Origin of the sequence: Kribbella sp. NPDC023855 (assembly GCF_040639475.1) — a bacterium.
Classification (GTDB): Bacteria; Actinomycetota; Actinomycetes; order Propionibacteriales; family Kribbellaceae; genus Kribbella.
The window spans coordinates 87,166-110,888 of the sequence record NZ_JBFAAA010000006.1; the positions used below are offsets into that span (position 1 = coordinate 87,166).

At 68.6% G+C, this 23,723-nt stretch carries 26 protein-coding genes; 13 read left to right on the top strand and 13 right to left on the bottom strand.

Annotated features, from left to right (window positions below; all coding sequences use genetic code 11):
- Nucleotides 1–21: 21 nt before the first annotated feature.
- From AB0F51_RS22070 to AB0F51_RS22085, 4 genes are all read left to right on the top strand, one after another.
- The gene (locus tag AB0F51_RS22070) at nucleotides 22–402 is read left to right on the top strand and encodes a hypothetical protein (RefSeq protein WP_360282731.1); all 381 of its coding nucleotides are present in this window, start codon (nucleotides 22–24) and stop codon (nucleotides 400–402) included.
- Nucleotides 399–1,124, top strand: a complete 726-nt coding sequence (locus AB0F51_RS22075) for an ATP-binding cassette domain-containing protein (protein ID WP_360282733.1) — start codon at nucleotides 399–401, stop codon at nucleotides 1,122–1,124. Before AB0F51_RS22070 ends, AB0F51_RS22075 begins: the two co-directional genes overlap by 4 nt.
- Nucleotides 1,121–1,918, top strand: a complete 798-nt coding sequence (locus AB0F51_RS22080) for an ABC transporter permease (RefSeq protein ID WP_360282735.1) — start codon at nucleotides 1,121–1,123, stop codon at nucleotides 1,916–1,918. The genes AB0F51_RS22075 and AB0F51_RS22080 overlap by 4 nt, the downstream gene beginning before the upstream one ends.
- 101 nt (nucleotides 1,919–2,019) lie before the next feature.
- The gene (locus tag AB0F51_RS22085) at nucleotides 2,020–3,027 is read left to right on the top strand and encodes a TerC/Alx family metal homeostasis membrane protein (protein WP_360282737.1); all 1,008 of its coding nucleotides are present in this window, start codon (nucleotides 2,020–2,022) and stop codon (nucleotides 3,025–3,027) included.
- On the opposite strand, the gene AB0F51_RS22090 is transcribed toward AB0F51_RS22085, so the two are convergent.
- From AB0F51_RS22090 to AB0F51_RS22100, 3 genes are all read right to left on the bottom strand, one after another.
- The gene (locus AB0F51_RS22090) at nucleotides 3,024–3,497 is read right to left on the bottom strand and encodes an SgcJ/EcaC family oxidoreductase (RefSeq protein WP_360282739.1); all 474 of its coding nucleotides are present in this window, start codon (nucleotides 3,495–3,497) and stop codon (nucleotides 3,024–3,026) included. The two genes, AB0F51_RS22085 and AB0F51_RS22090, sit on opposite strands and share 4 nt — an antisense overlap.
- Before the next feature lie 114 nt (nucleotides 3,498–3,611).
- Nucleotides 3,612–4,949: a HAMP domain-containing sensor histidine kinase gene (locus tag AB0F51_RS22095; RefSeq protein WP_360282741.1), complete on the bottom strand. Its 1,338-nt coding sequence runs from the start codon at nucleotides 4,947–4,949 to the stop codon at nucleotides 3,612–3,614.
- On the bottom strand, nucleotides 4,946–5,635 hold the full coding sequence (locus AB0F51_RS22100; protein WP_360282743.1) for a response regulator transcription factor: 690 nt from the start codon (nucleotides 5,633–5,635) through the stop codon (nucleotides 4,946–4,948). The genes AB0F51_RS22095 and AB0F51_RS22100 overlap by 4 nt, the downstream gene beginning before the upstream one ends.
- 202 nt (nucleotides 5,636–5,837) lie before the next feature.
- On the opposite strand from AB0F51_RS22100, the gene AB0F51_RS22105 reads away from it, so the two are divergent.
- Both AB0F51_RS22105 and AB0F51_RS22110 read left to right on the top strand, forming a co-directional pair.
- On the top strand, nucleotides 5,838–6,455 hold the full coding sequence (locus AB0F51_RS22105) for a DUF2975 domain-containing protein (protein ID WP_360282745.1): 618 nt from the start codon (nucleotides 5,838–5,840) through the stop codon (nucleotides 6,453–6,455).
- Entirely contained in the window at nucleotides 6,455–6,673 is a 219-nt protein-coding gene (locus tag AB0F51_RS22110) for a helix-turn-helix transcriptional regulator (RefSeq protein ID WP_360282747.1), read from the top strand. Before AB0F51_RS22105 ends, AB0F51_RS22110 begins: the two co-directional genes overlap by 1 nt.
- Here the strand turns inward: AB0F51_RS22110 and AB0F51_RS22115 are convergent.
- The gene (locus AB0F51_RS22115; RefSeq protein WP_360282749.1) at nucleotides 6,666–7,274 is read right to left on the bottom strand and encodes an ABATE domain-containing protein; all 609 of its coding nucleotides are present in this window, start codon (nucleotides 7,272–7,274) and stop codon (nucleotides 6,666–6,668) included. The two genes, AB0F51_RS22110 and AB0F51_RS22115, sit on opposite strands and share 8 nt — an antisense overlap.
- A gap of 64 nt (nucleotides 7,275–7,338) precedes the next feature.
- Between AB0F51_RS22115 and AB0F51_RS22120 the strand changes: the two genes are divergently transcribed.
- Both AB0F51_RS22120 and AB0F51_RS22125 read left to right on the top strand, forming a co-directional pair.
- Nucleotides 7,339–8,244, top strand: a complete 906-nt coding sequence (locus AB0F51_RS22120) for an arginase family protein (RefSeq protein WP_360282751.1) — start codon at nucleotides 7,339–7,341, stop codon at nucleotides 8,242–8,244.
- A gap of 31 nt (nucleotides 8,245–8,275) precedes the next feature.
- Nucleotides 8,276–9,070: an endonuclease/exonuclease/phosphatase family protein gene (locus tag AB0F51_RS22125; protein ID WP_360282753.1), complete on the top strand. Its 795-nt coding sequence runs from the start codon at nucleotides 8,276–8,278 to the stop codon at nucleotides 9,068–9,070.
- Nucleotides 9,071–9,127: 57 nt separating this feature from the next.
- On the opposite strand, the gene AB0F51_RS22130 is transcribed toward AB0F51_RS22125, so the two are convergent.
- The 4 genes from AB0F51_RS22130 to AB0F51_RS22145 all read right to left on the bottom strand — a co-directional run bounded on the left by AB0F51_RS22130 (nucleotide 9,128) and on the right by AB0F51_RS22145 (nucleotide 13,588).
- Nucleotides 9,128–11,092 (bottom strand): heavy metal translocating P-type ATPase, encoded by a 1,965-nt coding sequence (locus tag AB0F51_RS22130; protein WP_360283452.1) that lies wholly within the window; start codon nucleotides 11,090–11,092, stop codon nucleotides 9,128–9,130.
- Nucleotides 11,093–11,491: 399 nt separating this feature from the next.
- Nucleotides 11,492–12,118, bottom strand: a complete 627-nt coding sequence (locus tag AB0F51_RS22135; protein ID WP_360282755.1) for a DUF305 domain-containing protein — start codon at nucleotides 12,116–12,118, stop codon at nucleotides 11,492–11,494.
- A gap of 96 nt (nucleotides 12,119–12,214) precedes the next feature.
- Nucleotides 12,215–12,754: a hypothetical protein gene (locus AB0F51_RS22140; protein ID WP_360282757.1), complete on the bottom strand. Its 540-nt coding sequence runs from the start codon at nucleotides 12,752–12,754 to the stop codon at nucleotides 12,215–12,217.
- A gap of 21 nt (nucleotides 12,755–12,775) precedes the next feature.
- Complete coding sequence (locus AB0F51_RS22145; RefSeq protein ID WP_360282759.1) at nucleotides 12,776–13,588, bottom strand: endonuclease/exonuclease/phosphatase family protein; 813 nt, start codon at nucleotides 13,586–13,588, stop codon at nucleotides 12,776–12,778.
- Between the two features lie 59 nt (nucleotides 13,589–13,647).
- On the opposite strand from AB0F51_RS22145, the gene AB0F51_RS22150 reads away from it, so the two are divergent.
- Nucleotides 13,648–14,724, top strand: coding sequence for a Vms1/Ankzf1 family peptidyl-tRNA hydrolase (locus AB0F51_RS22150; RefSeq protein WP_360282761.1), 1,077 nt, complete (start codon nucleotides 13,648–13,650; stop codon nucleotides 14,722–14,724).
- Here AB0F51_RS22150 and AB0F51_RS22155 read toward each other — a convergent pair.
- Nucleotides 14,660–15,928 (bottom strand): MFS transporter, encoded by a 1,269-nt coding sequence (locus AB0F51_RS22155; RefSeq protein WP_360282763.1) that lies wholly within the window; start codon nucleotides 15,926–15,928, stop codon nucleotides 14,660–14,662. The genes AB0F51_RS22150 and AB0F51_RS22155 overlap by 65 nt on opposite strands.
- Nucleotides 15,928–17,385 carry an FAD-dependent oxidoreductase gene (locus tag AB0F51_RS22160; RefSeq protein ID WP_360282765.1) on the bottom strand — a complete coding sequence of 486 codons (1,458 nt, stop codon included), beginning with the start codon at nucleotides 17,383–17,385 and terminating at the stop codon, nucleotides 15,928–15,930. Before AB0F51_RS22160 ends, AB0F51_RS22155 begins: the two co-directional genes overlap by 1 nt.
- A gap of 86 nt (nucleotides 17,386–17,471) precedes the next feature.
- Between AB0F51_RS22160 and AB0F51_RS22165 the strand changes: the two genes are divergently transcribed.
- From AB0F51_RS22165 to AB0F51_RS22180, 4 genes are all read left to right on the top strand, one after another.
- On the top strand, nucleotides 17,472–17,846 hold the full coding sequence (locus tag AB0F51_RS22165; RefSeq protein ID WP_360282767.1) for a metalloregulator ArsR/SmtB family transcription factor: 375 nt from the start codon (nucleotides 17,472–17,474) through the stop codon (nucleotides 17,844–17,846).
- A 62-nt stretch (nucleotides 17,847–17,908) separates the two neighbouring features.
- Nucleotides 17,909–19,012, top strand: coding sequence for an ACR3 family arsenite efflux transporter (gene arsB, locus AB0F51_RS22170; RefSeq protein WP_360283454.1), 1,104 nt, complete (start codon nucleotides 17,909–17,911; stop codon nucleotides 19,010–19,012).
- Nucleotides 18,993–19,406: an arsenate reductase ArsC gene (locus AB0F51_RS22175; RefSeq protein ID WP_360282769.1), complete on the top strand. Its 414-nt coding sequence runs from the start codon at nucleotides 18,993–18,995 to the stop codon at nucleotides 19,404–19,406. The genes arsB and AB0F51_RS22175 overlap by 20 nt, the downstream gene beginning before the upstream one ends.
- A 163-nt stretch (nucleotides 19,407–19,569) precedes the next feature.
- Nucleotides 19,570–20,532, top strand: a complete 963-nt coding sequence (locus AB0F51_RS22180; protein WP_360282771.1) for a hypothetical protein — start codon at nucleotides 19,570–19,572, stop codon at nucleotides 20,530–20,532.
- A 65-nt stretch (nucleotides 20,533–20,597) separates the two neighbouring features.
- Here AB0F51_RS22180 and AB0F51_RS22185 read toward each other — a convergent pair whose 3' ends face one another.
- From AB0F51_RS22185 to AB0F51_RS22195, 3 genes are all read right to left on the bottom strand, one after another.
- Nucleotides 20,598–20,942 (bottom strand): DUF6401 family natural product biosynthesis protein, encoded by a 345-nt coding sequence (locus AB0F51_RS22185; protein ID WP_360282773.1) that lies wholly within the window; start codon nucleotides 20,940–20,942, stop codon nucleotides 20,598–20,600.
- A 104-nt stretch (nucleotides 20,943–21,046) separates the two neighbouring features.
- On the bottom strand, nucleotides 21,047–22,540 hold the full coding sequence (locus tag AB0F51_RS22190; protein ID WP_360282775.1) for an LCP family protein: 1,494 nt from the start codon (nucleotides 22,538–22,540) through the stop codon (nucleotides 21,047–21,049).
- Nucleotides 22,541–22,799: 259 nt separating this feature from the next.
- Entirely contained in the window at nucleotides 22,800–23,675 is an 876-nt protein-coding gene (locus AB0F51_RS22195) for a helix-turn-helix transcriptional regulator (protein ID WP_360282777.1), read from the bottom strand.
- Nucleotides 23,676–23,723: the final 48 nt, after the last annotated feature.

The window sequence follows — 23,723 nt, forward strand, 5'->3', positions numbered from 1 at the left end:
TCAGCTATAACAGATAGCTCAGTGACGACAGACGAGGTGATGACGATGGCCAAGCTCGACTTCGACGGCCACGAGCTGCGGATCCGGTTCTCCGCGGTGGAGCGGTGGGCGACGTGGCGCAGGGAGGTGCGCGTTCCGCTGGCGGCCGTGCGGTCGGCTGAGGTGGTCGCCGCCCCGCTGCGCTCCACCCGGGGCGGCCGCGTGGGTTTCCTGATCTCCGGGGTGCTGAAGATCGGCAGGTGGGGTCTGGGGACGGGCATGCGACAGCTGGTGTCGGTGCGGCGCGGCGTACCGGGACTGCTGGTCAAGGTTGACGAGACAGCCGGGTTCGACGAGCTCTTGATCAGCACCGATCGCGCCGACGAGTTGGCGGCGGCGTTGACGAGCCGGGTCGGGCGATGAGCGCAGCCGGCCGGCGGATCGACGTACAAGGGCTGACGAAGCGGTTCGGGGAGGTGACCGCGGTCGCGGATCTCAGCTTCTCGGTCCGGCCGGGCAAGGTCACCGGGTTCCTCGGACCCAATGGTTCCGGCAAGACGACCACGCTGCGGATGATCCTCGGTCTGGTCAGCCCGACCGCGGGGACCGCGACGATCGGCGGTGTCCGGTACGCCGACCTGACGCATCCGGCCAGGATTGTCGGCGCGGTCCTCGATCGTGCGGACGCGCACCCGGCTTGCACCGCGCGGAACCATCTGCGGATCTACGCCGCGATGGCCGGCTTGCGGCCGGAGCGTGTCGACGCAGTGCTCGACCAGGCCGGTCTGACGGCTCATGCCGATCGTCGTACCGGCGGATTCTCCACCGGCATGCGGCAACGTCTCGGCCTGGCGACGGCACTGCTCGGAGATCCCGGGGTGCTGTTGCTCGACGAGCCGAGCAACGGCCTGGACCCGCAAGGAATGGCGTGGCTGCGGGAACTTCTGGCCGGGCTGGCCGCCGAGGGGCGGACCGTTCTGATCTCCAGTCACGTGCTCAGCGAGCTCGAACAGATCGCCGACGAGGCCGTGGTGATCCATGAAGGCCGGCTCGTGGCCACCGGTTCGGTGAAGGAGCTGACCGCATCGACCGGATCGCTCGAGCAGACATTCTTGACCCTCACCTCGCAAGGAGCGGAGCAGTGATCGCACTCGTCGCGGCCGAAGGCCGGCGTCTTCTGTCCACCAGGCTGTGGATCTGGGCCTTGCTCGCGGCACTGGCCTGCGGAGGCGGCCTGGTCGGGCTGATCGGCGCCGTCGGGCCGCAGAACGTTGACCCGCCGATGCCCGGCCTGAACACCGCCGAAGGGGTGCTGAGCGTGCTGGGCCTCGTCACAGTCACTGTCGTGGTGCCCGCTGCCCTGGGCGCGATCGCGATGACGGCCGAGTACCGTCACCAGACCATCTCGCTCACGTTCTTGTTCGTGCCGCGGCGGTGGCGGATTCTGACCGCCAAACTCATCGTTTTCGCCGGCGCGGGTCTGGTCTACGGCCTCACCGCGGCGACCACGGCCGGCCTTGCCCTGTATGGAACAAGCGCCGCCCAGGGGACCTCTGTAGGTCTTGGGTTGTCGGCCGTCCTCGAACTGCTGCTGCGCATCGCGGTGGCGATGACCGGGTACGCCGTACTGGGGGTTGCTGTCGGCGCCCTGCTGCGCAACCAGGTCGCGGCCTTGGCAGTTGTCATCGGCTACCTCTATTTCCTGGAGACCGCGATCCTCGCAATTCCTGGGGCTACTGCGATTTATCCGTACCTTCCCGGTGGCGCGACGGCGTCCATCACCGACTTCGGCTACCTCACCGACGCCATCGCCCAGCAGACCGGAAACGCGACCGGGCAACCGTTGCCGACTGCCGCAGGTGCACTGGTGCTCGCCGCCTACACGCTGCTGGCCGCAACGGCAGCAGTCGCCTTGCCGCTTCGGCGTGATGTCACCTGATTCGGACATGGGGGCCGAGAGCAACGGTCGGCGTGGCGGTGGGGTGGATTTGAACGGGGGTAGCAGACTGGCCGCTCCGGTACCGGTGAGTGGGAGGTAGTGTGCTCGAGATCGGCTGGCTGACGTGGGCGTTGACGATCGGACTGATCGTCTTGTTGCTGGCGGTGGACCTCGTCCTCGCGGCGGTGCGGCCGCATCGGGTCGGGTTCGGGGAGGCGACCGCCTGGTCGGTTTTCTACGTGCTGGTGGCGATCGGGTTCGGGGTCTGGTTCGCCAGCGTGCACGGCGGTTCGTTCGGGGCCGAGTACTTCGCCGGCTACATCGTCGAGAAGAGCCTGTCGGTCGACAACCTGTTCGTGTTCGTGATCATCATGACCACGTTCGCCGTCCCGGAGGAGCACCAGCACAAGGTGCTGACCTTCGGCATCGTGCTGGCCTTGGTGATGCGGGCGATCTTCATCGCGGTCGGCGCCACCCTGCTGTCGCTGTTCTCGTTCATGTTCTTGCTGTTCGGCCTGTTGCTGCTGTTCACCGCCGTGCAACTCTTCCGGCATCGCAACGAGGACCCGGACGTCGAGAACAACGTGGTGGTGAAGGCCGCCCGCAAGCTGCTGCCGATCAGCGACGAGTACGTCGGCGGCAAGTTGTTCGCCAAGGTCGACGGCCGGCAGCTCGTCACGCCGCTGTTCCTGGTCCTGGTGGCCATCGGCGGGGTCGACCTGTTGTTCGCGCTGGACTCGATTCCGGCGGTGTTCGGCGTCACCGAGGAGCCCTACATCGTATTCACGGCGAACGCGTTCGCGCTGCTCGGGTTGCGCGCGTTGTTCTTCCTGGTCAAGGGTCTGCTGGACCGGCTCGTGTACCTGTCGGCCGGCCTGGCGGTGATTTTGGCGTTCATCGGCGTCAAACTCATCCTGCACTGGGCGCACGTCGACATCGACGACCGCGTCCCGGAGGTGGCGACGCCGGTCAGCCTCGGCGTGATCCTGGGCATTCTCGTCATCGTCGTGGTGGCCAGCCTGATCAAGACCAAGGGCGACCCCTCGGCCAAGGCGCACGCAGGCTCACTGCGCGCCTCGGCCTCGGAGTCCAGGCCGCAGGACAGCTAGTCCTTCTCGGGTGCCGCCGACGAGTGGTGCTCGACGATCAGCCAGCGGCCGTCGATCTTCTCGTAGACGTAGGTGAACCGGGCGTCGACCTCGCTCTTGCCGCCGTCTTTGCCGGTGAGCGAGAAGCGGTAGTTCCCGCTGTGCGTCGCGTTGTGCTCGTCGAGGATCCGGACGTGTGACTCCGTGATGGTGCCCTGCGGCTTCTTGGGCAGGAACTCGGTCTCGAAGTACGCCGTGATCTGGTCGCGGTTCGCCCGGATCTCCGAGCTCAGGGTCGGGAGCAGCACCCCGTCGACGGCGTACAGGTCGGCGACCGCGCTGGCGTTGCCGCCGGCCAGCGCAGCGTTCCACTGGTCGAACAGGCCCGCGATTTCCTGCTTGGTCGGCCCGGCGTCAGCGCCGCAGCCGGTCAGGGTGAGAAGAGCGATGGCGGTGGTGGCGGCGAAGGCCGTCGTACGGTTTCGGATCACGGGAAGCTCCTGGTCAGGCGGCCGGTAGCCGAGTGCTACCGGGACACCACCAAGCCTGCTGTTGCGCATGGCAACAGAAAGTCAGGAGAGTGCTGGGAGCGCGACAGGGTTCGGTCAGCGCTTGGAAGGTGGGGTCGCGGCCCGGAGCGTGAGGTGGACGGCGAGACCGCCGGCCGGCGCCGGCTGGAGTTCGACCTGACCGCCGTCGTGTTCCACGAGCTGTTTGACGATGGCCAGACCGAGGCCCGTGCCGGTGCCAGGCGGCCCGGCACGCCAGAACCGGTCGAACGCGCGGGCGCGCTGGTCCGCGCTCATCCCGGGCCCTTGGTCCTCAACGATCAACTCTGCCGACGCCCCGGTCCGGCGAGCGACGATGGTGATCCGGCTCGACGCCGGTACTACGGCCAGCGCGTTGCTGAGCACGTTGTCGAGGACCTGCTCCAGAGCGCCCGGAGTCGCGGTGATCCAGCAAGGGCGATCGAGCTCCACCACGAGTTCGACCCCGGTGTCCTGAAGAGCGGCCGACCAGGTGGACACCCGGAGGTCGATGATCGCTGCCAGGTCGATCGGTTGGGCGGGTGCCGAGGTCGACTCGGCCCTGGCCAGCGCCAGGAGTCCTTCCACCATGCGGCTCATCCGGTGGATCTCCGCATCGATGGTGGCGATCCGTCCGCTGAGCGCTGGGTCGTTGGTGGTGTCGCGGACGTTGTCGAGGGTGAGTCGCATGGCCGCGAGCGGAGTACGGAGTTGGTGGGAGGCGTCGGCGACGAAGGATCGCTGGGAGGTGAGCAGCGCGTTGGTCTGCCGGGCGCTGTCGTTGAGGGTGCGCGCGAGGGTCGCGATCTCGGGTGCGCCCTTGGTCGACGCGCGGGCCGAATAGTCGCCGTCACCGATTCGGCGGGCGACCGCATCCAGGTGGCGCAACGGGCGGGCCAGCGTGCTGGCGATGACGACCGCGACCGCCGAGGCGGCAAGCAGGACGACACCGCCGACGAGCAGCCGGAACCGCCAGATCTGCGCGATCTGGGCGTTGACGTCGGCGGCCGGGGAGACGATCTGGACAACCGCGACCGTGCGGCCCTGATCCTTGACCGGAAGAACCACACTGACCGCATCGGCCTGGAGCAACGGATGCCGGCCCCAGACGGGTGCGGGATCAGCGCCGTCGAGGGCCTGCCGGACCTGGGCATCGGCGGTTTTGTCCGCCGCTTCGACGAGTTCGACGCGTGAACCGGTAGCGCTCTCGAAGTCACGGGTCCGGTCGGCGACCGCCTGCGCCGCGGCCGCGTCGTCTCGTCGCTCCAGAGGAGCGAACAGTTGAGCTTCGCGTTGAGCGGTCTGTTCGAGGGTCGAGCGGAGGATGGCCGACGAACTCAGGGCGACCGGAATCGTGAACAGGGCCAGCGCGACCGCCACCAGCAGGACGTAGCTGGCGACGAGCCGGAGTTTCACCGGGCGACCGGATCGAGCCGGAAGCCCACCCCGCGGACGGTGTTCACCTCGACGGCGTCGGCGAGTTTCTTGCGCAGGGCACCGACATGGACGTCGAGGGTGCGGGTCGAGCCGAACCAGTTGCTGTCCCACACCTCCTCGATCAGTTGCTCACGCGTGTGGACGACGCCGGGAGTCGCCGCGAGCAGGCTGAGCAGGTCGAATTCCTTGGGAGTCAGGGAAATCTCGGTCTCTGCCACGAAGGCTCGTCGGGCGCCGCGGTCGAGTCGCAGCGATCCGAGCTGCTGGGTCGCCACGGCCGGGGGCGGTTCTGGTTCGGCTGCGCTGGACCGAGGCGCCGTGCGACGGGTGACGGCGCGCATCCGGGCCACCAGTTCGCGGAGGCCGAAGGGCTTGGAGACGTAGTCGTCGGCGCCCAGCTCGAGCCCGACCACCCGCTCGATCTCGTCGGAGCGGGCGGTGATGATGATCAACGGCACCTCGCTGACCGCCCGGATCCGCCGGCAGATGTCGATGCCGTCGGCATCGGGCAGGCCGAGATCGAGCAGGACCAGCTCGGCGGCGCCGAAACCCGCCAGGGCCTCGGCTCCGGTGGTCACGTGGTCGACGGCGAATCCGTACCGGGGCAGGCCTTCGCACAGCGCGCCGGCGATCGACGGGTCGTCCTCGACCAGCAGTACACGCATCCGATCCCTTTCCTGGCAGGAAATAGCCATCGTACGGCCGCCGGCCGCGCAGATCCGGCGCCTTCAGGACAAGAGCCGGTCAACGTTGAGACAAGAAACGGCAAGCTCTCTGCAGGCCGTCTGCGGCTGGTTGACAGGTACCTATCGATTATCGTTATTATCGAATAACGATGGTATCGAGGATCGATAAGGGCGTGGGGCTATGAGGCTGTCGGTGGCGGGGCTTGACCGTTGGGGGCGTACTGACACGGTGGTCCTGCAGGGTTTGCTCGCTGGGGCGTTCGTCCTCGAGGCGGTCATTGGGTTGGTGGTTCCACTGCTCGGTGTGGCGGGGCTGCTCGACATGTCGAGCAGCCGGACCGTTGCTCTCGCCGATGCGGGGGCTCTCGGTCTCCCGGCGGCGGATGGAGTGGAGCTGTCGGCGACCGGGACGGCGACGCTGGCCGTTGCGGATCCGGGGCTCGGTCAGCGGGTGCTGCTGGAGTTGCCGGGGGTCTTCGCTGCGGTGCTGATCCTGCTGGGGATCTGGTTGCTGTTCCAGGTCGCGCGGACGTTGTCCGCCGGGGAGCCCTTTGCCTCGCGCAACCCGTTGCGCCTCTACGGGATCGCTGTGCTGCTCGGCATCGGGTACGTCGTCGGCAGTCTGCTGACCGCCGTGACCACTAATCTGCTCGTTGCCGGGACGCCGCTGGAGCAGCATGTTCCGTTCTCGGCGGACATCTCGTTGCTGCCGGTGGCTGTCGCCGTACTGCTCGCCGCTCTGGCTGAGGCGTTCCGGATCGGTGTCCGGCTGCGCGAGGACACTGAGGGGCTGATCTGATGCCACCCGAGGAGCCGCACCGCATCCAGGTGAACCTGACCCGTCTGCTCGCCGAGCGCGACCTGACGCTGACCGAGCTGGCCGAGCGAGTCGGCGTGACGGTGGTGAACCTTTCGGTTCTCAAGAACGGCCGGGCCAAGGCGATCCGGTTCTCCACCCTGACCGCGCTGTGTGAAGCCCTCGACTGCCGCCCGGGCGACTTGCTGGACCTCAGCTGATTCGGGTGGACTCGCGTTGCCGCTGGACCTTTGCTTCGAAGCCGCATTCGCGCATGCTGCACCAGCGGCGGCTGTTGTTCTTGGTCGTGTCGAGGAACAGCCAGCCGCAGGTCGGCTGGCATCTCTTGACTCGCTGGAGCCGGTCGGAGCGGAGTAGTTCGACGGCGTCACCGGCGATCTGCCAGGCGGGGTAGGCGAGGGACGGTTCGCGCCACGTCCATTCGAGCCGGCCGTCGATCAGAGTGGCGGTTGCATGCCGCTGCGCCTCCGCATAGACGTTTTGCAGGGCCTGCAGCTCGTTACTTCGAGGCTGTTTGCCTGCTGCGACTGCGGCGAAGAGCGCGTACAGGGATTCGCGGAAGGTGATCGCGGCGTTGTACGCGCGGCGCGCCGCCGCAGGGTCTTCCTTTGCCTGGCGGCTGAGCCGCCGGCGCTGGGCCGGGCTGAGAAGCTTCGCTTCGTCCGACCAGTCGATCAGCGCTGCGTAGTCGGGCAGGAAGTCGAACTCCGGTTCGGTGACGCGGGGCTCCACCGTGTTGGCGAAGTCCAGGCACGCGACACCCGCGTAGAACCGCGGGCGGCCCGGCGTGGGATTCGCCATCGCTTCCACCTAACTGTTGTTTGAAGGAATGCTGCCAGGGTACAGCAATTCCATCAAAACCTGTTTGACTGGAAGTGAGTTGATCTTCATGGTCACCATCGAGCTGCTGGATGTCCCCTCCAGTGCCGGCGCGCACTCACCCGGCCAGGAGAAGGCGCCGGCCGCGTTGCGGCGTACCGGCTTGGTGAAGGTGTTCGCCGACCACGGACTGGACGTGGTCGACCAGGGTGAGCAGCCCGTCACGCGATGGCAGCCGGTGCGGGAGGACCGCGGGGTGTCGAATGCCTCCGCGGTGGTCGCGATCGCCGAACAGACGGCTCAGCGGGTCGCCGCTGCAGTCGCCGCCGGCCGGTTCCCGTTGGTGATCGGGGGAGACTGCTCGATCACGGTCGGAGCGTTGTCCGGGTTGCTGAGGGCGGGGTCCGACCCGGGGTTGTTGTACTTCGACGGCGGTCTCGATCTCGGGACGCCGGACCGCACCCCGAGCGGCATCCTCGACTCGATGGGGCTGGCGCACATGCTGGACGAGCCCGGCAGCTACGAGCCGCTCGCCGGCATCGGACCACGCCGCCCGCTGCTGGCGTTGGAGAATCTGGTCGGCTTCGGCGTCAATGTGGGACTCGACGAGAGTGAGCGGCTTTCCGCCCTGCGCCGGTTCACGTCAACCGACGTACGACGCGATGGCGTGCGCACCGCTCGGGAGGCCCGCGAGCTGTTCGCGTCGTCGTACCTGATCCATTTCGACATCGACGTCGTGGACTTCTTCGACCTTCAACTCGCCGACATCCCGGTCCACCTCGACAACCACACCGGCCTGCCGTTCGACCTGACGATGGACTGCCTCGACGAGTTCCTGACCGGCCCGGCCGCCGGCCTCGTCCTGACCGAGGTCAACCCGGACCACGGCACCGACGCCGACCTCACCCGCCTGGCCACCCGCCTCGCCAGCAGCCTCACCCACCTCACCTGAGTGTTCCGGCCGGAGATGGGTAACGGTCGGCATGACCAACCTCAAGATCGCCACGCTCAACGTGTGGGGGACTCGCGGTGATTGGCCGGCTCGGCGGGAGGTGCTGCGGCGGGAGTTCGCCGAGCTTGCGCCTGACCTGATCACGTTGCAGGAGACGGTGGCAACGGCGGACTACGACCAGGTGCAGGAGTTCCTCGAGCCGGCGTACCACGTGATTCATCAGGTCGCGCGGGAGCCGGACGGGCAGGGGATCACGACGGCGAGCCGCTGGCCGGTCGGGCGGGTCGAGGAGATCGATCTCCACCTCACCACGCGGGCCACCGACTTCGCCTGCACGGCCCTGGTCACCGAGATCCTGGCGCCGGAACCGATCGGCCGGATCTGGCTGGCCAACCACTTCCCCGACTGGCAGCTCGACCACGAACACGAACGACGTCTCCAGGCGGCCGCCACTGCTCGCGTCCTCGACGATCTGCTCGCCGAGGAACCCGGGCACGTGCTGGTCGCGGGTGATTTCGACGCCGAGCCGGATGCCGACAGCCTGCGGTTCTGGACCGGCAAGCACGTCATCGACGATCTGAGTGTCTGCTATCGCGATGCCTGGAGCAGTGTCCATCCGGGTGGGGGCGGCGAGACGTTCGTTCCTGGCAATCCGCACAGCGCCGACTGGGACTGGCCCTTCCGCCGGATCGACTACATCCTCGTCGGCTGCGGCGCCCACGGCGGCCCCACCCTGGCGATCTCCGACTGCCACCGAATCTTCGATCAACCCTCCAGGACCGTCAGCGACCACTACGGCCTACTGGCCGAGCTGATTCCTGTCTGATTCATTCGCCGGTACGACGCCTGAGAGTGGCTCAGGCGTCGTACCGGTGTGGTTGAGTCAGCGTTCCGGGGTGAGGTGGACTCGGCGTAGGAGCTGGGCGTTGGCGGCGACGACGATGGTCGAAGCCGACATCAGGACGGCGCCGAGAGCCGGGCTGAGGGTGATTCCGGCCCAGGCCAGTGCGCCCGCCGCGAGCGGGATCGCGACGACGTTGTAGCCGGCCGCCCAGGCGAGGTTCTGGATCATCTTCCGGTACGACGCCTTGGACAGCCGGATCACGCCGGTGACACCGCGCGGGTCGGAGGACGCTAGCACGACCCCGGCCGACTCGATGGCGACATCCGTTCCCGCGCCGATCGCGATGCCGACGTCGGCCCGGGCCAGCGCGGGTGCGTCGTTCACGCCGTCGCCAACCATCGCGACGGTCAGACCCCGAGCCTGCAACTCGCTGACCGCCTTGTCCTTGTCGGCCGGCAGCACCTCGGCAAACACCTCGTCCACGCCGTCGCGGAAGCCGAGGTCGGCGGCCACCGCACGAGCGACGGGTTCGGCGTCTCCAGTGATCATGACCAGCTTGGCCACGCCGGCGACCCGCAACTGCTCGACCGCCTCCCGCGCCTCGGGCCGTACTTCGTCCTCCAGCGCGATCGCTCCGGTCGCGACCGAGGTCGAGTCGTCGACGCGGAGCAGGTAGAGCACCGCGGCACCCCGGTTCGACCACTCCTCGGCTCGGTCACGCAGCAGGCTCGGTACGGTCGCGTCCAGCTCCCGCAGCAGTGCGGGTCCGCCGATGGCGTAGTTCACGTCCTCGACAGTGGCCTGGACGCCACGGCCGGTGAGCGACTTGAAGTCGGAGGCCTTGGCTCGCCCGCCCCGCTGGTCGGCCGCCGTGACGATGGCACGGGCCAACGGGTGCTCGCTGTCGGCCTCGACGGCACCGGCGATCCGCAGTACCTCCTGGTCGTCGATCCCGTCGCCGACGATGCCGGTGACGACGTGCTCGCCCTTGGTCAGCGTGCCGGTCTTGTCGAACAGCACGGCCTGGACGGTCCGCATCCGCTCCAGCGCCAGCCGGTCCTTGACCAGGATTCCGGCCTTCGCCGCGACCGCCGTGGACAGCGCGATCACCAGCGGAATGGCCAGCCCGAGGGCGTGGGGGCAGGCGATCACCAGGACGGTGACGGTTCGTACGACGGCCTCGTTCAGGGTCCCGAAGGCCCACCAGGCAAGGAAAGTGACCAGGGCGGCCGCGGTCGCGATGTAGAACAGCATCGCGGCGAACCGGTCGGCCAGCACCTGGGCGCGACCGCTCGACTGCTGCGCCTCGCTGACCAGTCGCTGGATGCCGGCCAGCGCGGTGTCCTCGCCGACCGCGTTGACCCGGACCCGGATCGCGGAGTCGGTCGCCACGGTTCCGGCCACCACGCGGTCGCCGACGGTCCGGGCGACCGGGCGGGACTCGCCGGTGATCATCGACTCGTCCAGTTCGGCGGCGCCGTCGACGATCTCGCCGTCGGCCGGCACCCGCGAACCCGACCTGACCAGTACTACGTCGCCGATCCGGAGGTCGGCGATCGACACCGTCTCCACACCGTCGTCGGTGACCCGGTCGGCGTCATCGGGCAGCAGTGCCGCCAGCGCGGCGAGCGCGCCCTGCGCCTGGCCGATCGCCTTCATCTCCTGCCAGTGGCCCAGCAGCATGATCGTGACCAGGGCCGCCAGTTCCCACCAGAAGTCCAGGTCGAAAGCGCCGAGGCTGGTGGCGAGCGACGCGACGTACGCGACGGTGATCGCCATCGAGATCAGCAGCATCATGCCCGGGGCCCGGTCGCGGGCCTCGCGGACACCGCCGACCAGGAACGGCCAGCCGCCGTAGAAGAAGACGAAGGTGCCGAGCACGGGGCCGACCCAGTCGATGCCGGGGAAGTCCAGCGAGTAGCCGAACCAGTCCATCACCATGTGGCTGGTGGCAACGATCGGCAGCGTCAGCAGCAGACTCAGCCAGAACTTCTTCCGGAACATCTCCGGGTCGTGCCCGGCGTGCTTGTCATGCCCACCGTGCCCGCCATGCGCGTCGTGCCCGTGCGATCCGTGGGTCTGCGCGCCGTGCCCGTGCGAGTCGTGCCCGCCGTGAGTCTCGTGGCCGTGTGACCCGTGATCGCCCAGGGCTTGGTGCTGACCGTGCGACGCGTGGGTCTGCTCGCCGTGCGCCTGGTGGCCGGCTTCGGTGGGCGTCGGAGCGTGGGCCGGGGCGTGCTGGTGGGTGGCGGGTGCGTTGTCAGGGTGGTGGTGATCGTGGCCCTGGTCGGTTGCCTTGACCATGATGTGTCCTCTCGAGCGTCCGGTGTGCCGGGAGGCCACGAACGGACTCCGGGGCCTCCCGACACTGTTAACAGCATACCCTATGGGGGTATTCCCGGATCAGTTGGCGGGAATCCGGCCGAGCAGTCGCCGCATGGTCGCGATCTCCGCGTTCTGGTCGGTCTCGATCTTCTGGGCCAGCGCGATCGCGGCCGCGTTCTTGCCCGCGGTCTGCTCGGTCTTGGCCATCACCACCGCGCCCTGGTGGTGCTCGATCATCATCTGGGCCCACATCCGGTCGAACAGCGGACCGGTGGCGTTGCCGAGGTCGGACATCTGCGCCTCGGTCATCATCCCGGGCATCTTGGTCATGTTGTGGTCGTCGTGCGGGGCCGGCGTCGGCACCGGCTTGCCCCAGTCGGTGAGCCAGCCGGACAGCGTCGTGATCTCGGCCTGCTGCGCGGTGGCCATCGCCGCGGAGAGCTTCTTGACCTCGGCCGTCGTCGCCTTGCGGCCGGCCATGCTGGTCATCTGCAGGGCCTGCCGGTGGTGCGGGATCATCTGAGCCGCGAAGGTGGCGTCGGCGTCGTTGAAGTCCCCGGTCTTCGCGGTCACGGTGGTCGAACTGCCGTGCCCTGCTCCGTGGCCGCTCGCCGGTGAGCCGCCGTCGGTGTCGTGGCCGCAACCGGCCAGAACCAGGCCGGACAGCAGGATCAGGGCAGCGCTTTTCCACAGGTGGTGTCGCATGAGTGGTCCTTGTCGTCGAAAGCTGAGTACTGCGAGAACTCCGGGTGCAGCGCACGCGCCAGCGGGCCGATCACCCGGTTCTGGGCAGGGCTCGGCCTAGGTACGGAGTACGCAGAGTTTCGACAAGGTGGGCCGGCGCCACGGCGGCGACGGCCCGTCGGCGACCACCCGGACCGGGGCAGCAGCCAGTACTGCGGGGTGCGCGGTCACCGAACTGCGCAGGGCTACGGCGACGACGAGCGCGAGCAGCAGCGCGACGAGCATCGCCAGGCAGACGTCTTCCATCGAGTGGATGTGGCCGTGATCCTCGAACGGACCGATCTCGACGACCGCCTGCCCGACAGCCAACACCGGTACGCCGGTGTGCGGCGCCGACTCGTCCGAATGCGGCAAGCCAACCTGCGTCGACCCGTGCGAGTGCGACGCGCCAACCAGCGTCGACTCGTCCGAGTGCGGCACGCCAACCTGCGTGGACCCGTCCGAGTGCTGTACGCCGACCTGCGTTGGCAGTTGGTGGACCAGCGCCATGGCGGCGTCGTGGTTGCCGGTGAGGCCGTGCATCGTGAAGACGCCGGCCAGCAGGCAGGCGGCGATCAGGGCTTTGAGCAGCCCCGATCCGATCCGCACCCTGTCCATCGACGACACCTTACTGCGCCGTCAGGGGAGTTCGAGCTCCGCGGTGACGCCGAAGTGGTCGCTGCCGAAGACGCCGTTGACCGGGGTGTCGAACAGCCGGTCCGCCGACAGGATGCGCAGGGTCGGGCCGCGCTCGTTGCAGCGGACCATCAGGTAGTCGATCCGCCGGGGCGGGATGCGGCCCCAGTCGGCCTCCGCGACGATCTGCGGGTTCTCCAGCGTGAAGGTATGGCCGCTCTCGCCGGGACGAGCGAATTCCCAGACGTCCTGGTAGTTGACGCTCAGGTCACCGAGCGACTGCCGGCCGGTCCAGAACCGCACACTCGCGGTCTCCGGTCGGGCATCGAAGTCGCCGGCCAGGATGACGTGCACGTCCCGGTCGGCGGCCAGTTTCTCGACCTCCGCCGCGGTGGTGACCGCCTGCAGTTCCCGCTCGCGTTCGCGGTCGACCTGCCAGTCGGGCTTGTGCTGGACGAACAGCACCGGACCCAGCGGCGTGGCGAACTCGGCAACCGTGGACCGGCCCGGGAAGTCCTCCGGGTCGACCCGTTCGGTGACACACAGGTCAATCTCGTCCACCCGGACCGGCTCCCACCGACTCACGATCGAGCAGCCGACGCCGTCCGGAGTACGCCGGCCCTGGTGGATCACGTAGTACTCGTCGTCGAAGAGTTCCGCGACCTGGTCGTCGCCGTCGCCGACCACCGTCTCCTGCAGTGCCACCAGGTCGGGCTGCAGTGCGCGGAATCCGTCCCGGAGGATTTCTCGCCGGGCCGGCCAGTCGCCGTGCCGGCACCAGATGTTCAAGGTCGCGACCCTCAGTCGCTCCGTCATCGATCAAACTCCTTGTCGGATAGATGTTTTCCGATCGCCTTCCCGGGTACCCGGGCGGCATGGATGCCACGCGACTGAGCAATGTCTTTGCCGAAGACGGCCCGTTCGCGAGTGTGCTGCTGGACGTGAGCCGTGAGTCCGAGTCCGGTGCGCACGAGCAGGAGCTGCGGGCGCGGGCCGCAGCCGATGAACTGGCCTCCGCGGGTGCGCCGGACGCCGTCGTCCGGTCGGTCTCCGAGCGGCTGACCGAGCAGGTCGAGGCGCCGGCCCCGGCCGCCAGGATGGTGGTGGCGAACGTGACGGGAACGCTTCTCGACGAGGTCACGCACCAGCGGGTGGATCAGCCGGTGGTGAGCTGGGGGCCGTTGCCCGACCTGGCGGAGTGGATCCGGCTGGCCGACCGCAACATCCGGTTCGCGCTGGCCCTGGTCGACCACGAGGGCGGTGACGTCGCGGTCTACAACTCCGACGTACCGGAACCGGAGAGTCAGACCTCGGCCGGCGGCGAGACCCATCACGTGCACAAGGTGCCGGTCGGCGGTTGGTCCGCGCTGCGCTACCAGCACGAGACGGAGAACGTCTGGAGCCGCAACGCCGACGCGGTCGTGACCGAGTTGGAGTCGGTGATCCGTCGCGGCGTACGGCTGATCCTGGTGGCGGGCGATCCCCGGTCTGTCGGCCAGGTGATGGATCGCCTGGAGAAGTCCGAGGCGACCGTGGTGCACCTGGAGTCCGGTGGCCGGGCCGAGGACGGTGGTGACGAGGCCCAGGCGCAGGCGATTCGCGAGGCGCTGATGGCGCACTCCGTCACGCGTCAGGTCGAGCTCGTCCATCGGTTGAAGGACCGGCTCGGTCAGGACTTCGCGGTTGCCACCGGTGTCCGGGACGTAGCCGGCGCTTTCGTCCGCGGGCAGGTGGAGACGCTGCTGCTGGATCCGGGCGAGACGGCCGCTCACGAGGTCGTGGTACAGGACCATCCTGGGTTGGACCTTGGCGCCGTACCGGTCGATCAGCCGCTTCGTGCGGACCAAGCGTTGGTAGCGGCGGCTGTCCGGACCACGGCCGAGGTCGTCACTCTTCCGCGAGCCGCCTTGGGTGGCGTGCCGGTCGCAGCCTTGCTCCGCTGGAGTAAGTGAGAGCGGCGCCGGCGATCAGGCAGGCTGCGGCGGCGGTGAGGATCAAGGGGCGGTAGCCGATGGTGGTGGCCATCGCGGCGGCCGCGAGTGGGGCTGTGGCGCGGCTGATGGTGGTCGGCGTGCCGAGGATGCCGGAGATGGTCGCGTAGCCGTCGTCGCCGTAGCGGTCGAGCAGGATGGCGGGGATCGCGATCGACGCGACGCCGAAGCCTAGGCCGAAGAGGACAAGGCTGACCGTGGCACCGCCGACGCTTTGGCCGATGAAGGGCAGCAGGGCGATCGCTATGCCCTGCAGGGTGTAGACGGCGGCGGCGACAAGGGTGATGGATATCCAGCGCTGGACGACTGTAGTCAGGATGCGGCCGGTGACCGACAGGAGTCCGAGCAGGCCGGTGAGGCCGGCCGCGGTGGTCAGTGAATGGCCAAGCTGGGTCAGGTAAGTGACGAGGTGCACCGCCATCACTGCTTGGGACGCACTGTGCAGCACGAACGCGATGGCGATCAGCCAGAAGCCGGCGTCTCGTAGTACGCGGGCCGGTGAGCGGCGTTCATGAGCGGCTGCCGGCGCCGGCGGTCCCGTACGGCGAAGCACGATCGCATGCAGGGGAATGGTGCCTACGGCCACAATGATCGCCAGGACGAGGAGGGTGTCGCGCCAGCCGATGGCCTGGATGAGCTGGCCGGTGAGCGGGATGAAGATCGAGCTCGCGAAGCCGCCCACCAGCGTGACGCCCAGCAAGGCGTTGGCACGTCGCGCAGGTTCGGTGACCGCGACGATGACGGTGAAGGCCGGCTGGTAGAGCACCATCGCCGAGGCCGCGCCGATGAGCACGAAGCCGGCGTACAGCTGGGTCGCGTTCTGCACCTGTGACCAGGCCAGTACGGCGATGGTGGCCAGGATGGAGCCTGTTGCCATGATCCCGCGGCCGCCGCGGGTATCGAGCACGCGACCGACAGGGATGGCCATGGCCGCACTGACGAGTACTGCGGTGGTCAGTGCTCCAGTCGCCGTAGTGGTGGAGATCTGGAGGTCGCGGCTCATCGGCGCGAGTAGGGCGCTGAACGCGTAGTACAGGACGCCGTAGCCGATGGTGGTGGTGACGGCGAGCGCTGCGACGATGTCGCGGCGCTGGGTGCCGCGGCGACCGCCAGTACCGAGGCCAGTACCGAGGCCTGTGGCGGTCGCCGGGGCAGGGTGGTTCATCAGCCGCAGCAGCTCGACTGGGCGGGAGCCTTGGTCTCGATGACGGTCAACAGCCCGCCACTGATGCCAGTGGAGAGCCCCCGGCCAGCAGAGACTGCCTGCGGCGCCGGTCCGCAGCAGCCGCTGGCCTCGTCGCCACTGGCGTCACCGTAGGCGAGGTTCGAGGAGCAGACCCCGGTCTCCGGCAGGTCGAGCTGCACGTCGCGGGCTGCCTCCCAGTCGCCTGCCACCGCAGCAACGACAGAGCGGGCCTGCTCGTACCCAGTGGCGAGCAGGAAGGTCGGCGCGCGGCCGTAGGACTTCGCACCGATCGCGTAGTAGCCGGTCTCCGGGTGAGCCAGCTCGTCCACCCCGTGCGGCGGCACAGTGCCACAGGAGTGCTTGTTCGGGTCGATCAGCGGGGCGAGCGCCCTGGTCGAGCCCATGATCGAGTCGAGGTCCAGCCGGAGCTCACCGACCATGTCGTGGTCAGGACGGAACCCGGTCGAGTTCACCACCGTGTCCGCAACCACGCGCCGCTCGCCAGCGGCCAACTCGATCCGGCCGTCAGCTGTCCGGGTGGCGGCTTCGATGCGGAAGCTGCTCACCAGCTCGACCTGACCGGACTGGACGAGCTTCTTCAGCCGGCTGCCCAGCGCGCCCCGAGCGGGGAGTTCGTCCGCGTCGCCGCCACCGTAGGTGCGTGCCTGGTCCGTCCCGCGCACCACCCAGACGATCTCTGTACCGGGGACCTCGTCCGCCAGCGCGCCGAGGTCCAGCAGAGTCGTGGCGGCGGAGTGGCCGGCGCCGACTACCGCAGTACGGCGTCCCGCGTACCGGTCGCGGTCACGGCCGAGTACGTCGGGCAGGGCGCGAGCGATGCCGTCGGCAACCTCGGCTTCGCCGCGGGCTGGGATGCCGGAGCCGCCCAGGACGTTCGGCCGGCGCCACGTCCCGGCTGCGTCGATCACCGCGGAGGCGAGGATCTCGCTGCCGTCGGACAGCCGGATCAGGAAGGGTGCCTGCTCGCGGCCCGCAGTACGGACCCGGTCGAAGCCGGCCCGGGTCACTGCGACGACGGCCGCGTTGTAGCGGATGCGGTCGTTCAGCTGCGGCGTCTTGGTCAGCGGCTCGAGGTAGGAGTCGATCAGGTCGCCTCCGGTCGGCAGGGCGCCCAGGTCCGGCTCGACCCAGCCGGACTGCTCCAGCAGCCGGCGGGCCGCGGAGTCGATGTCGTAGCGCCATGGGCTGAACAGCTTCACGTGCCGCCACTCGTCGATCGCGGCCGCGACGCCGGGCCCTGCCTCGAGCACCAGGAACTCCACGCCCCGCTCGGCCAGGTGGGCGGCCGCGGCCAGCCCCACCGGACCCGCCCCGATCACCACGACCGGACCCTCCGGCGCTGTCCGTACCGGCTGCGCCGCCTCGCTCGCCTGTGCTGCCTGACCTGCGACTGCGGCGGTGTTCTGCTCGCTCATCGGTCTCCCGTCTCCACTATGTTGAAGTTCATCTAATCAGCGATGCCCAGCTTGCCTTTTGATTAGACGAGAGTCAAGATAGACGCATGTCGAATCAGGAGATTGCCGAAAGCGCCGGTCAGCGAAGCGGTGGCTGCTGCGCGCCGATCTCCGTCTCGGCCCTGGACGAGGCGCAGGCCGCCGAGGGCGCCGCGGTCTTCAAGGCGCTGTCGGACCCGATCCGGCTCCGGCTGATGTCGATCATCGCCTCGGCCGGCGGCGAGATCTGCGTCTGCGACTTCACCGGCCAGTTCGACGTGTCCGGCCCGACCATCTCCCACCACCTGCGGGTACTGCGCCAGGCCGGGCTGGTCGACTGCGAACGCCGCGGCACCTGGGTCTACTACTGGCCGAAGCCCGAGCGCATGCAGTGGGTCTCCGCCCTGCTCGCCGTCCCCGAAGCCGCCGCGCTCGCTCGCTGAGCCAAGCCGGCCAAGCGTCCCCTCACCAGGAAGATCACGCCTTGCCCACCTCTGCCGAGGCGCTGCCTGACGCCCACCAACCGGCCGGTACGCCGCCCGTCGCCGCCGGACTCTCGTTCCTCGACCGCTTCCTCGCGGTCTGGATCATCGCCGCCATGGCCCTCGGATTGCTGCTCGGCCGGGTCGTGCCGGGGCTGGACGACGCACTCGACGCGGTCAAGATCGGCTCGGTGAGCCTGCCGATCGCGATCGGACTCCTACTGATGATGTACCCGGTCCTGGCGAAGGTCCGGTACTCCGAGACCAGCCGGGTCACCGGCGATCGCAAGCTGCTGGTCTCCTCGCTGGTGCTCAACTGGGTGCTCGGTCCGGCCCTCATGTTCGCGCTGGCCTGGTTGCTGTTGCCGGACCTCCCGGAGTACCGGACTGGTCTGGTGATCGTCGGGCTGGCCCGGTGTATCGCGATGGTGCTGATCTGGAACGACCTGTCCTGCGGCGATCGCGAGGCGGCCGCCGTGCTGGTCGCGATCAACTCGGTCTTCCAGATCGTCGCGTTCGCGGGGCTGGGTTGGTTCTACCTGCAGACGCTGCCCGGCTGGCTCGGCCTCGAGACGACCAGCGCGGAGTTCTCGGTCGGCGCGATCGCGGTGAGTGTGCTGGTGTTCCTCGGGATTCCGCTGTTGGCCGGGTTTCTGACCCGCACGATCGCGGAGTTGACCCGAGGTCGGGAGTGGTACGAGTCGCGGTTCCTGCCCCGGATCGGGCCGGTCGCGCTGTACGGGTTGCTGTTCACGATCGTGATGCTGTTCGCGTTGCAGGGTGACGCGATCACCAGCGCGCCGCTCGACGTCGCGCGGATCGCGCTGCCGCTGCTCGCGTACTTCGGGATCATGTTCGGCGGCTCGTTCCTGCTCGGTCACCGGCTCGGCCTCGGCTACCCGAAGACCGCGACGCTGGCGTTCACTGCCGCCGGCAACAACTTCGAGCTTGCCATCGCCGTTGCCATCGGCACCTTCGGCGTCACCTCGGGCCAGGCGCTGGCCGGTGTCGTCGGGCCGCTGATCGAGGTTCCGGTCCTGGTTGCCCTGGTCTCCGTCTCGCTGTGGGCGAGGCGCCGTTTCTACCCAGTCGAGGAGAGTGAGCGTCATGTCCGAGAGCACGCCTGAGGTCTTGTTCGTCTGCATCCACAACGCCGGCCGCTCACAGATGGCCGCGGCACTGCTCGATCATCACGCGGCCGGGCGCATCGTCGTACGGTCGGCCGGGTCGCAGCCGGCTGACCAGCTCAACCCGGCGGTCGTCGAGGCGATGGCCGAGCTGGGGCTGGACATCTCCAAGGAGTTCCCGAAGCCGCTGACCGACGAAGCGGTCCGGGCGTCCGACGTGGTGATCACGATGGGTTGCGGGGACGAGTGCCCGTACTACCCCGGCAAGCGGTACCTCGACTGGAAGCTGGAGGACCCGGCCGGCCAGGGTCTCGACGCCGTCCGCCCGATCCGCGACGAGATCGACTCCCGGGTCCGCGCCCTGCTCGCCGAACTGCTCCCGGCCGCCGGCTGACCCGCTCCTGACGGCCGGCGCGCGGCGAAACTTATGCACGCCGAATGGCCCTCAGCTCCACGGGTACCGCCTGCTCGTGCGTTTGCACGGCGAGACGGGGTACCGGGTCGGCGACAGGCACGTCCCCGTCTCGCGAGGTGTGCCGGACCGGAAGGAGCAGACAGTGGATATCGAACAAGGCCTCAACGACGCGTGGAGTGCGATAGCGACGTTCGTGCCCAAGCTGATCATCTTCCTGGCGATCCTGGTGATCGGCTGGATCATTGCCAAAGTCGTGGCCAAACTGGTCAACACGGCGCTCGAACGGGTCGGGTTCGACCGGGCGGTCGAGCGGGGCGGGATCAAACAGGCGCTGGCCCGGTCGCAGTACGACGCGTCCGACATCATCGCGAAGCTGGTGTACTACGCGATCCTGCTGATCACGTTGCAGATCGGCTTCGGGGTCTGGGGACCCAACCCGGTCAGTGACCTGCTCACCGACATCGTGGCCTGGCTGCCGCGGGCCGCTGTCGCGATCATCATCGTCGTGATCGCCGGCGCCATCGCGCGGGCCGTCAAGGATCTGGTCGGCAACGCGCTGAGCGGTCTGTCCTACGGCAAGACGGTGGCCACCATCGCGTCGGTGTTCATCTGGGCGCTGGGCATCATCGCGGCGCTCAACCAGATCGGTGTCGCCACCACGGTGACCACCCCGGTGCTGATCGCCGTACTGGCCACTGTCGGCGGTGTGATCGTCGTCGGTGCGGGTGGCGGTCTGATCCGCCCGATGCAGCAGCGGTGGGAGCGGTGGCTGGACCGCGCCGACGCCGAGCTGCCGGCAGCCCGGGCGCAGGCCGAGGCGTACCAGCGGGGTCGCGAGGACGCCGCTGCGCGCAGTACGACGGGTCAGCCCACCGGTCAGTCCACGAGCGAGCAGTCCGCGACGGGGCAGCACATGGCCGGTCAGCATGCGGCAGGTCAGCCCATGACGGGCTACACCACCCCGGGCCAGACCACGCCGGGTCAGTCCATGCCGGGTCAGTCCATGCCGGGTCAGTCAGGGTCCGGTTCGACGTCGACGTCCGGTATGCGGCCGACCGGTGGCTCCACCGGCGAACCGGGCTACGACAACCCGAACCGCTACTGACTGGGAGAACTACAGAGAGCAAGGCACAGCACATGGCGGCCGGTCGGCTCCCGACCGGCCGTCGCTCATGGCTGGGGGAGTAGCCCCTCGTCCCAGCCCGGCGCGCGCCACTCGTCGGCCAGCAGGCAGACAGCGGCCAGCCGCAGGTCCAGCCACTCCGCGTGCGCCCAGTGCCCCACTCGACCGACCGGGCGGCCGAGCTCGGCGGCCCGATCCACCAGACCGCGCCCGTACCCGGCCAGCAACACCTTCTGATCCACACCGCCTCCGGACGGTACGCCGAAGGTCAGGATGTCCCGCACCGCCGCAGCGTGCTGATCCAGTTGTGCGACTACAGCCGGCGTCCGCAGCGCAGCAGCCAGTTCACTGTGGCCGATAGTCTCCCGCAGCCACGCCACACTCGACTCCACGCGCCGGCGTCCCCGGCCTCCCCACCCTTCAAACATGGCGACCACCGTAGAGCCCAGTGCCAAACCGCCGCAATCAGGTGTCCAGCACTGGCCAGACGCCCGTACTACGGCGTCTGCTCCGGGTGGTACCCACAGGCGTCGGCCAGGTCGGCCTGTCCCGTCGACGGCTTGCCCGTTGCCGGGCCGGTCGGCTCCGTGGTCGGCCGGGTGGTCGGCTTGGAGCTCGGGACGGCCGGCGTGACGGGTGCGGTCTTGCGGGGCCGCGTAGTGGCGCCCGGGGTGGTGGGAGCCGGCGTGCCCGACAGTGCTGCCGCGACCGTCGCTCGCAGTCCGTCGTAGTCCGGATGCGGGTAGGCGAACTTGAGCTTGCGCCCGTCCAGCGGCACCTCGGAGACCTTCGCCGACTTGACCTTCAGTCCCAGCTGGAGGAAGGCCGGCAGCAGGTCCTCGGTGATGTCGGTGCGCAGCATGTTCTTGCCGACCTTGGCCAGGTTGCGGTAGCTCTTCAGCAGGTTCGGCGGTGTCGCGGCCTCGGCGATCGCGTGGATCGCGCACCGCTGCCGGGCGCTGCGGGCGTCGTCCGGGTTCGCGATGCCGTACCGGCCGCGGGCGTACCAGAGTGCCTCGAGGCCCCACAGATGCTTGTTCTGCGCGGGTTTGAGGTAGTAGTTCGGCGGCCGCTTGTCGTCGTCGCTGCCACCGACCGGGATCGGGTAGTTGATGTTGACGGTGATCCCGCCGAGCGCGTTGACCAGTTCGGTGAACCCGGCCAGGTTGATCTGGACGTAGTAGTCGATGGTCAACCCGGTCGCCTCGCCGACGGTCAGCTTGAGGATGTCGGCGCCCTCGTTGTCGGACTCCCCGACGATGCCCGGGTGCTCCGCGGGCACGTTCTTGTAGATCGCGTCCAGCATCCACTCCAGCCGCTCCTGCAGGCTGATGCCCTCCTTGCCGAACCCGTTCGGGTAGGCCTCATGCAGCTTGGTGCCCTTCGGGAACGGCATGAACATCAGCTTCCGGGGCAGCGAGATCAGCGAGACGTTGCCGGTCACCGTGTCGATGCTCGCGACGATCACTGTGTCGGTCCGGACGCCATCGCGGCCCTGGGCGTCGTCGGCACCGAGCAGGAGCACGTTGAGTCGCGGCTTGCCGGCCCACGGATCCTTCTTGTTCTTGATGGTCGGTCGCGTCGCACTCTTGCTGTTGCCACCGGCGAAGACGGTCTGGACCAGGTCCCGCTGCGTTTGCGCCGTCTGCACAGCCAGAGCAGTCGGTACTGCGACCGCGAAGCTGAGCAGGCCGACCAGGACCGCGCCGCCGACTCGCGAGCCCTTGCTCGCCGTACCGGAGCGCAGGGCCCGGTGGGAGGTGACGATGACGACGATCCAGAGGGTGCCGAGCAGGCAGAGCCCGATCGTGGCGAACTGCAACTGCCGAGGCGCGACAGCCACCTCGAGGATCCGGTCCCGCTGGGTGAGGCCGAGGTAGCCGGCCAGCAGCAGCAGACCGACCGAGATCGTCGTCACCGCCGCACCGAGCTTCTTGCGGCCGGCCAGCAGGTAGCCGGTACCCGGGACGACGGCTCCGAGCAGCGTCATCCAGGCGACGGTGCCTGCGGTGCGCGGCCGGTTGGCTCGCCGCCGCGGGGCGGATCGCCGGGCGCGGCCCCGTGAGTGTTCCGGTTCGTGATCGTCGCTCGGCATCGGTGTGTCTACAACTCCGTCCAAGGGAGAGTTGGGCGCACACAATATGACGTACTCAGGGTGCACTTGGTTGTCGGTTAACCAAGGCCTGACGTTTACTGACGCAGTGTCGCCGCGATGTCACCCAGCGCGCCCGTCATCACCGGCTGCACCCTCAGGTGAAGCTCTTGGTGATCTCGGTGAGCAGTTCCTGGGTCTTGCGCGGCGTACTGGCCGCGATCGACAGCGAGTCCATCGTGATCACGTACTCGTCGACATCCTCCCGCTTGTCCACGTAGACGGCGCTGGTCAGGTGCTCGATGTAGACCACGTCGGGCAGGTCCGGGTCGCCGAACCGGAGCAGCGTGAAGGCTCCACCCGTGGCCGCATAACCGCCGGCCGAGAACGGCAGGATCTGCAGCGTCACGTTCGGCAGCCGGGACACCTCGGCGAGATGTTCGAGCTGCGCGCGCAGTACGGCCCGGCCGCCGATCGGGCGGCGGAGTACAGCCTCGTCGACGATCGCCCAGAGCCGGGCCGGCGAGGAGCTGTGGAGAATCCGCTGGCGGGTCTCGCGCAGCGCGACCAGCCGGTCGATCTCGGCCGACGGCAGCGGCCGCTCGCCACGGCCGAGCCGGATCACCGCGCGGGCGTAGTCGGGGGTCTGCAGCAGACAGGGGACGAACTGGACCTCGTAGGTACGGATCAGCTCGGCGGCCATCTCCAGGCCGAGGAAGGAGTGGAACCAGTTCGGCGTGATGTCGTCGTAGCGCTGCCACCAGCCCGGGTTGTTCGCTTCCTTGGCCAGGTTGATCAGCCGCGCGCGTTCGTCCTCGTCAGCCAGCTTGTACAGGCTGAGCAGGTCCTCGACGTCGCGGACCTTGAAGCCGACCCGGCCCAGCTCGAGCCGGCTGATCTTCGACTCGGAGCCGCGAATGGCGTAGCCGGCCTCCGCGCGGGTGATGCCGGCTTCCTCGCGCATCCGGCGGAGGTGGGCACCGAGCATGATCCGCAACGCGGTCGGCCCGCCTGGCGTGCCTTGCTCCGTCACCGCCCGTCCTCCCTGTCCCTGACGCTGTGATGGATCATTTCACGATTA

Coding starts and splice junctions, on each gene's coding strand:
- AB0F51_RS22075 (WP_360282733.1), top strand. CDS start 399: ATGAGCGCAGCCGGCCGGCGGATCGACGTACAAGGGCTGACGAAGCGG.
- AB0F51_RS22100 (WP_360282743.1), bottom strand. CDS start 5,635: ATGCGTGTACTGCTGGTCGAGGACGACCCGTCGATCGCCGGCGCGCTG.
- AB0F51_RS22105 (WP_360282745.1), top strand. CDS start 5,838: ATGAGGCTGTCGGTGGCGGGGCTTGACCGTTGGGGGCGTACTGACACG.
- AB0F51_RS22110 (WP_360282747.1), top strand. CDS start 6,455: ATGCCACCCGAGGAGCCGCACCGCATCCAGGTGAACCTGACCCGTCTG.
- AB0F51_RS22115 (WP_360282749.1), bottom strand. CDS start 7,274: ATGGCGAATCCCACGCCGGGCCGCCCGCGGTTCTACGCGGGTGTCGCG.
- AB0F51_RS22125 (WP_360282753.1), top strand. CDS start 8,276: ATGACCAACCTCAAGATCGCCACGCTCAACGTGTGGGGGACTCGCGGT.
- AB0F51_RS22130 (WP_360283452.1), bottom strand. CDS start 11,092: ATGTTCCGGAAGAAGTTCTGGCTGAGTCTGCTGCTGACGCTGCCGATC.
- AB0F51_RS22135 (WP_360282755.1), bottom strand. CDS start 12,118: ATGCGACACCACCTGTGGAAAAGCGCTGCCCTGATCCTGCTGTCCGGC.
- AB0F51_RS22140 (WP_360282757.1), bottom strand. CDS start 12,754: ATGGACAGGGTGCGGATCGGATCGGGGCTGCTCAAAGCCCTGATCGCC.
- AB0F51_RS22145 (WP_360282759.1), bottom strand. CDS start 13,588: ATGACGGAGCGACTGAGGGTCGCGACCTTGAACATCTGGTGCCGGCAC.
- AB0F51_RS22150 (WP_360282761.1), top strand. CDS start 13,648: ATGGATGCCACGCGACTGAGCAATGTCTTTGCCGAAGACGGCCCGTTC.
- AB0F51_RS22155 (WP_360282763.1), bottom strand. CDS start 15,928: ATGAACCACCCTGCCCCGGCGACCGCCACAGGCCTCGGTACTGGCCTC.
- AB0F51_RS22160 (WP_360282765.1), bottom strand. CDS start 17,385: ATGAGCGAGCAGAACACCGCCGCAGTCGCAGGTCAGGCAGCACAGGCG.
- AB0F51_RS22165 (WP_360282767.1), top strand. CDS start 17,472: ATGTCGAATCAGGAGATTGCCGAAAGCGCCGGTCAGCGAAGCGGTGGC.
- AB0F51_RS22175 (WP_360282769.1), top strand. CDS start 18,993: ATGTCCGAGAGCACGCCTGAGGTCTTGTTCGTCTGCATCCACAACGCC.
- AB0F51_RS22190 (WP_360282775.1), bottom strand. CDS start 22,540: ATGACGCTGCTCGGAGCCGTCGTCCCGGGTACCGGCTACCTGCTGGCC.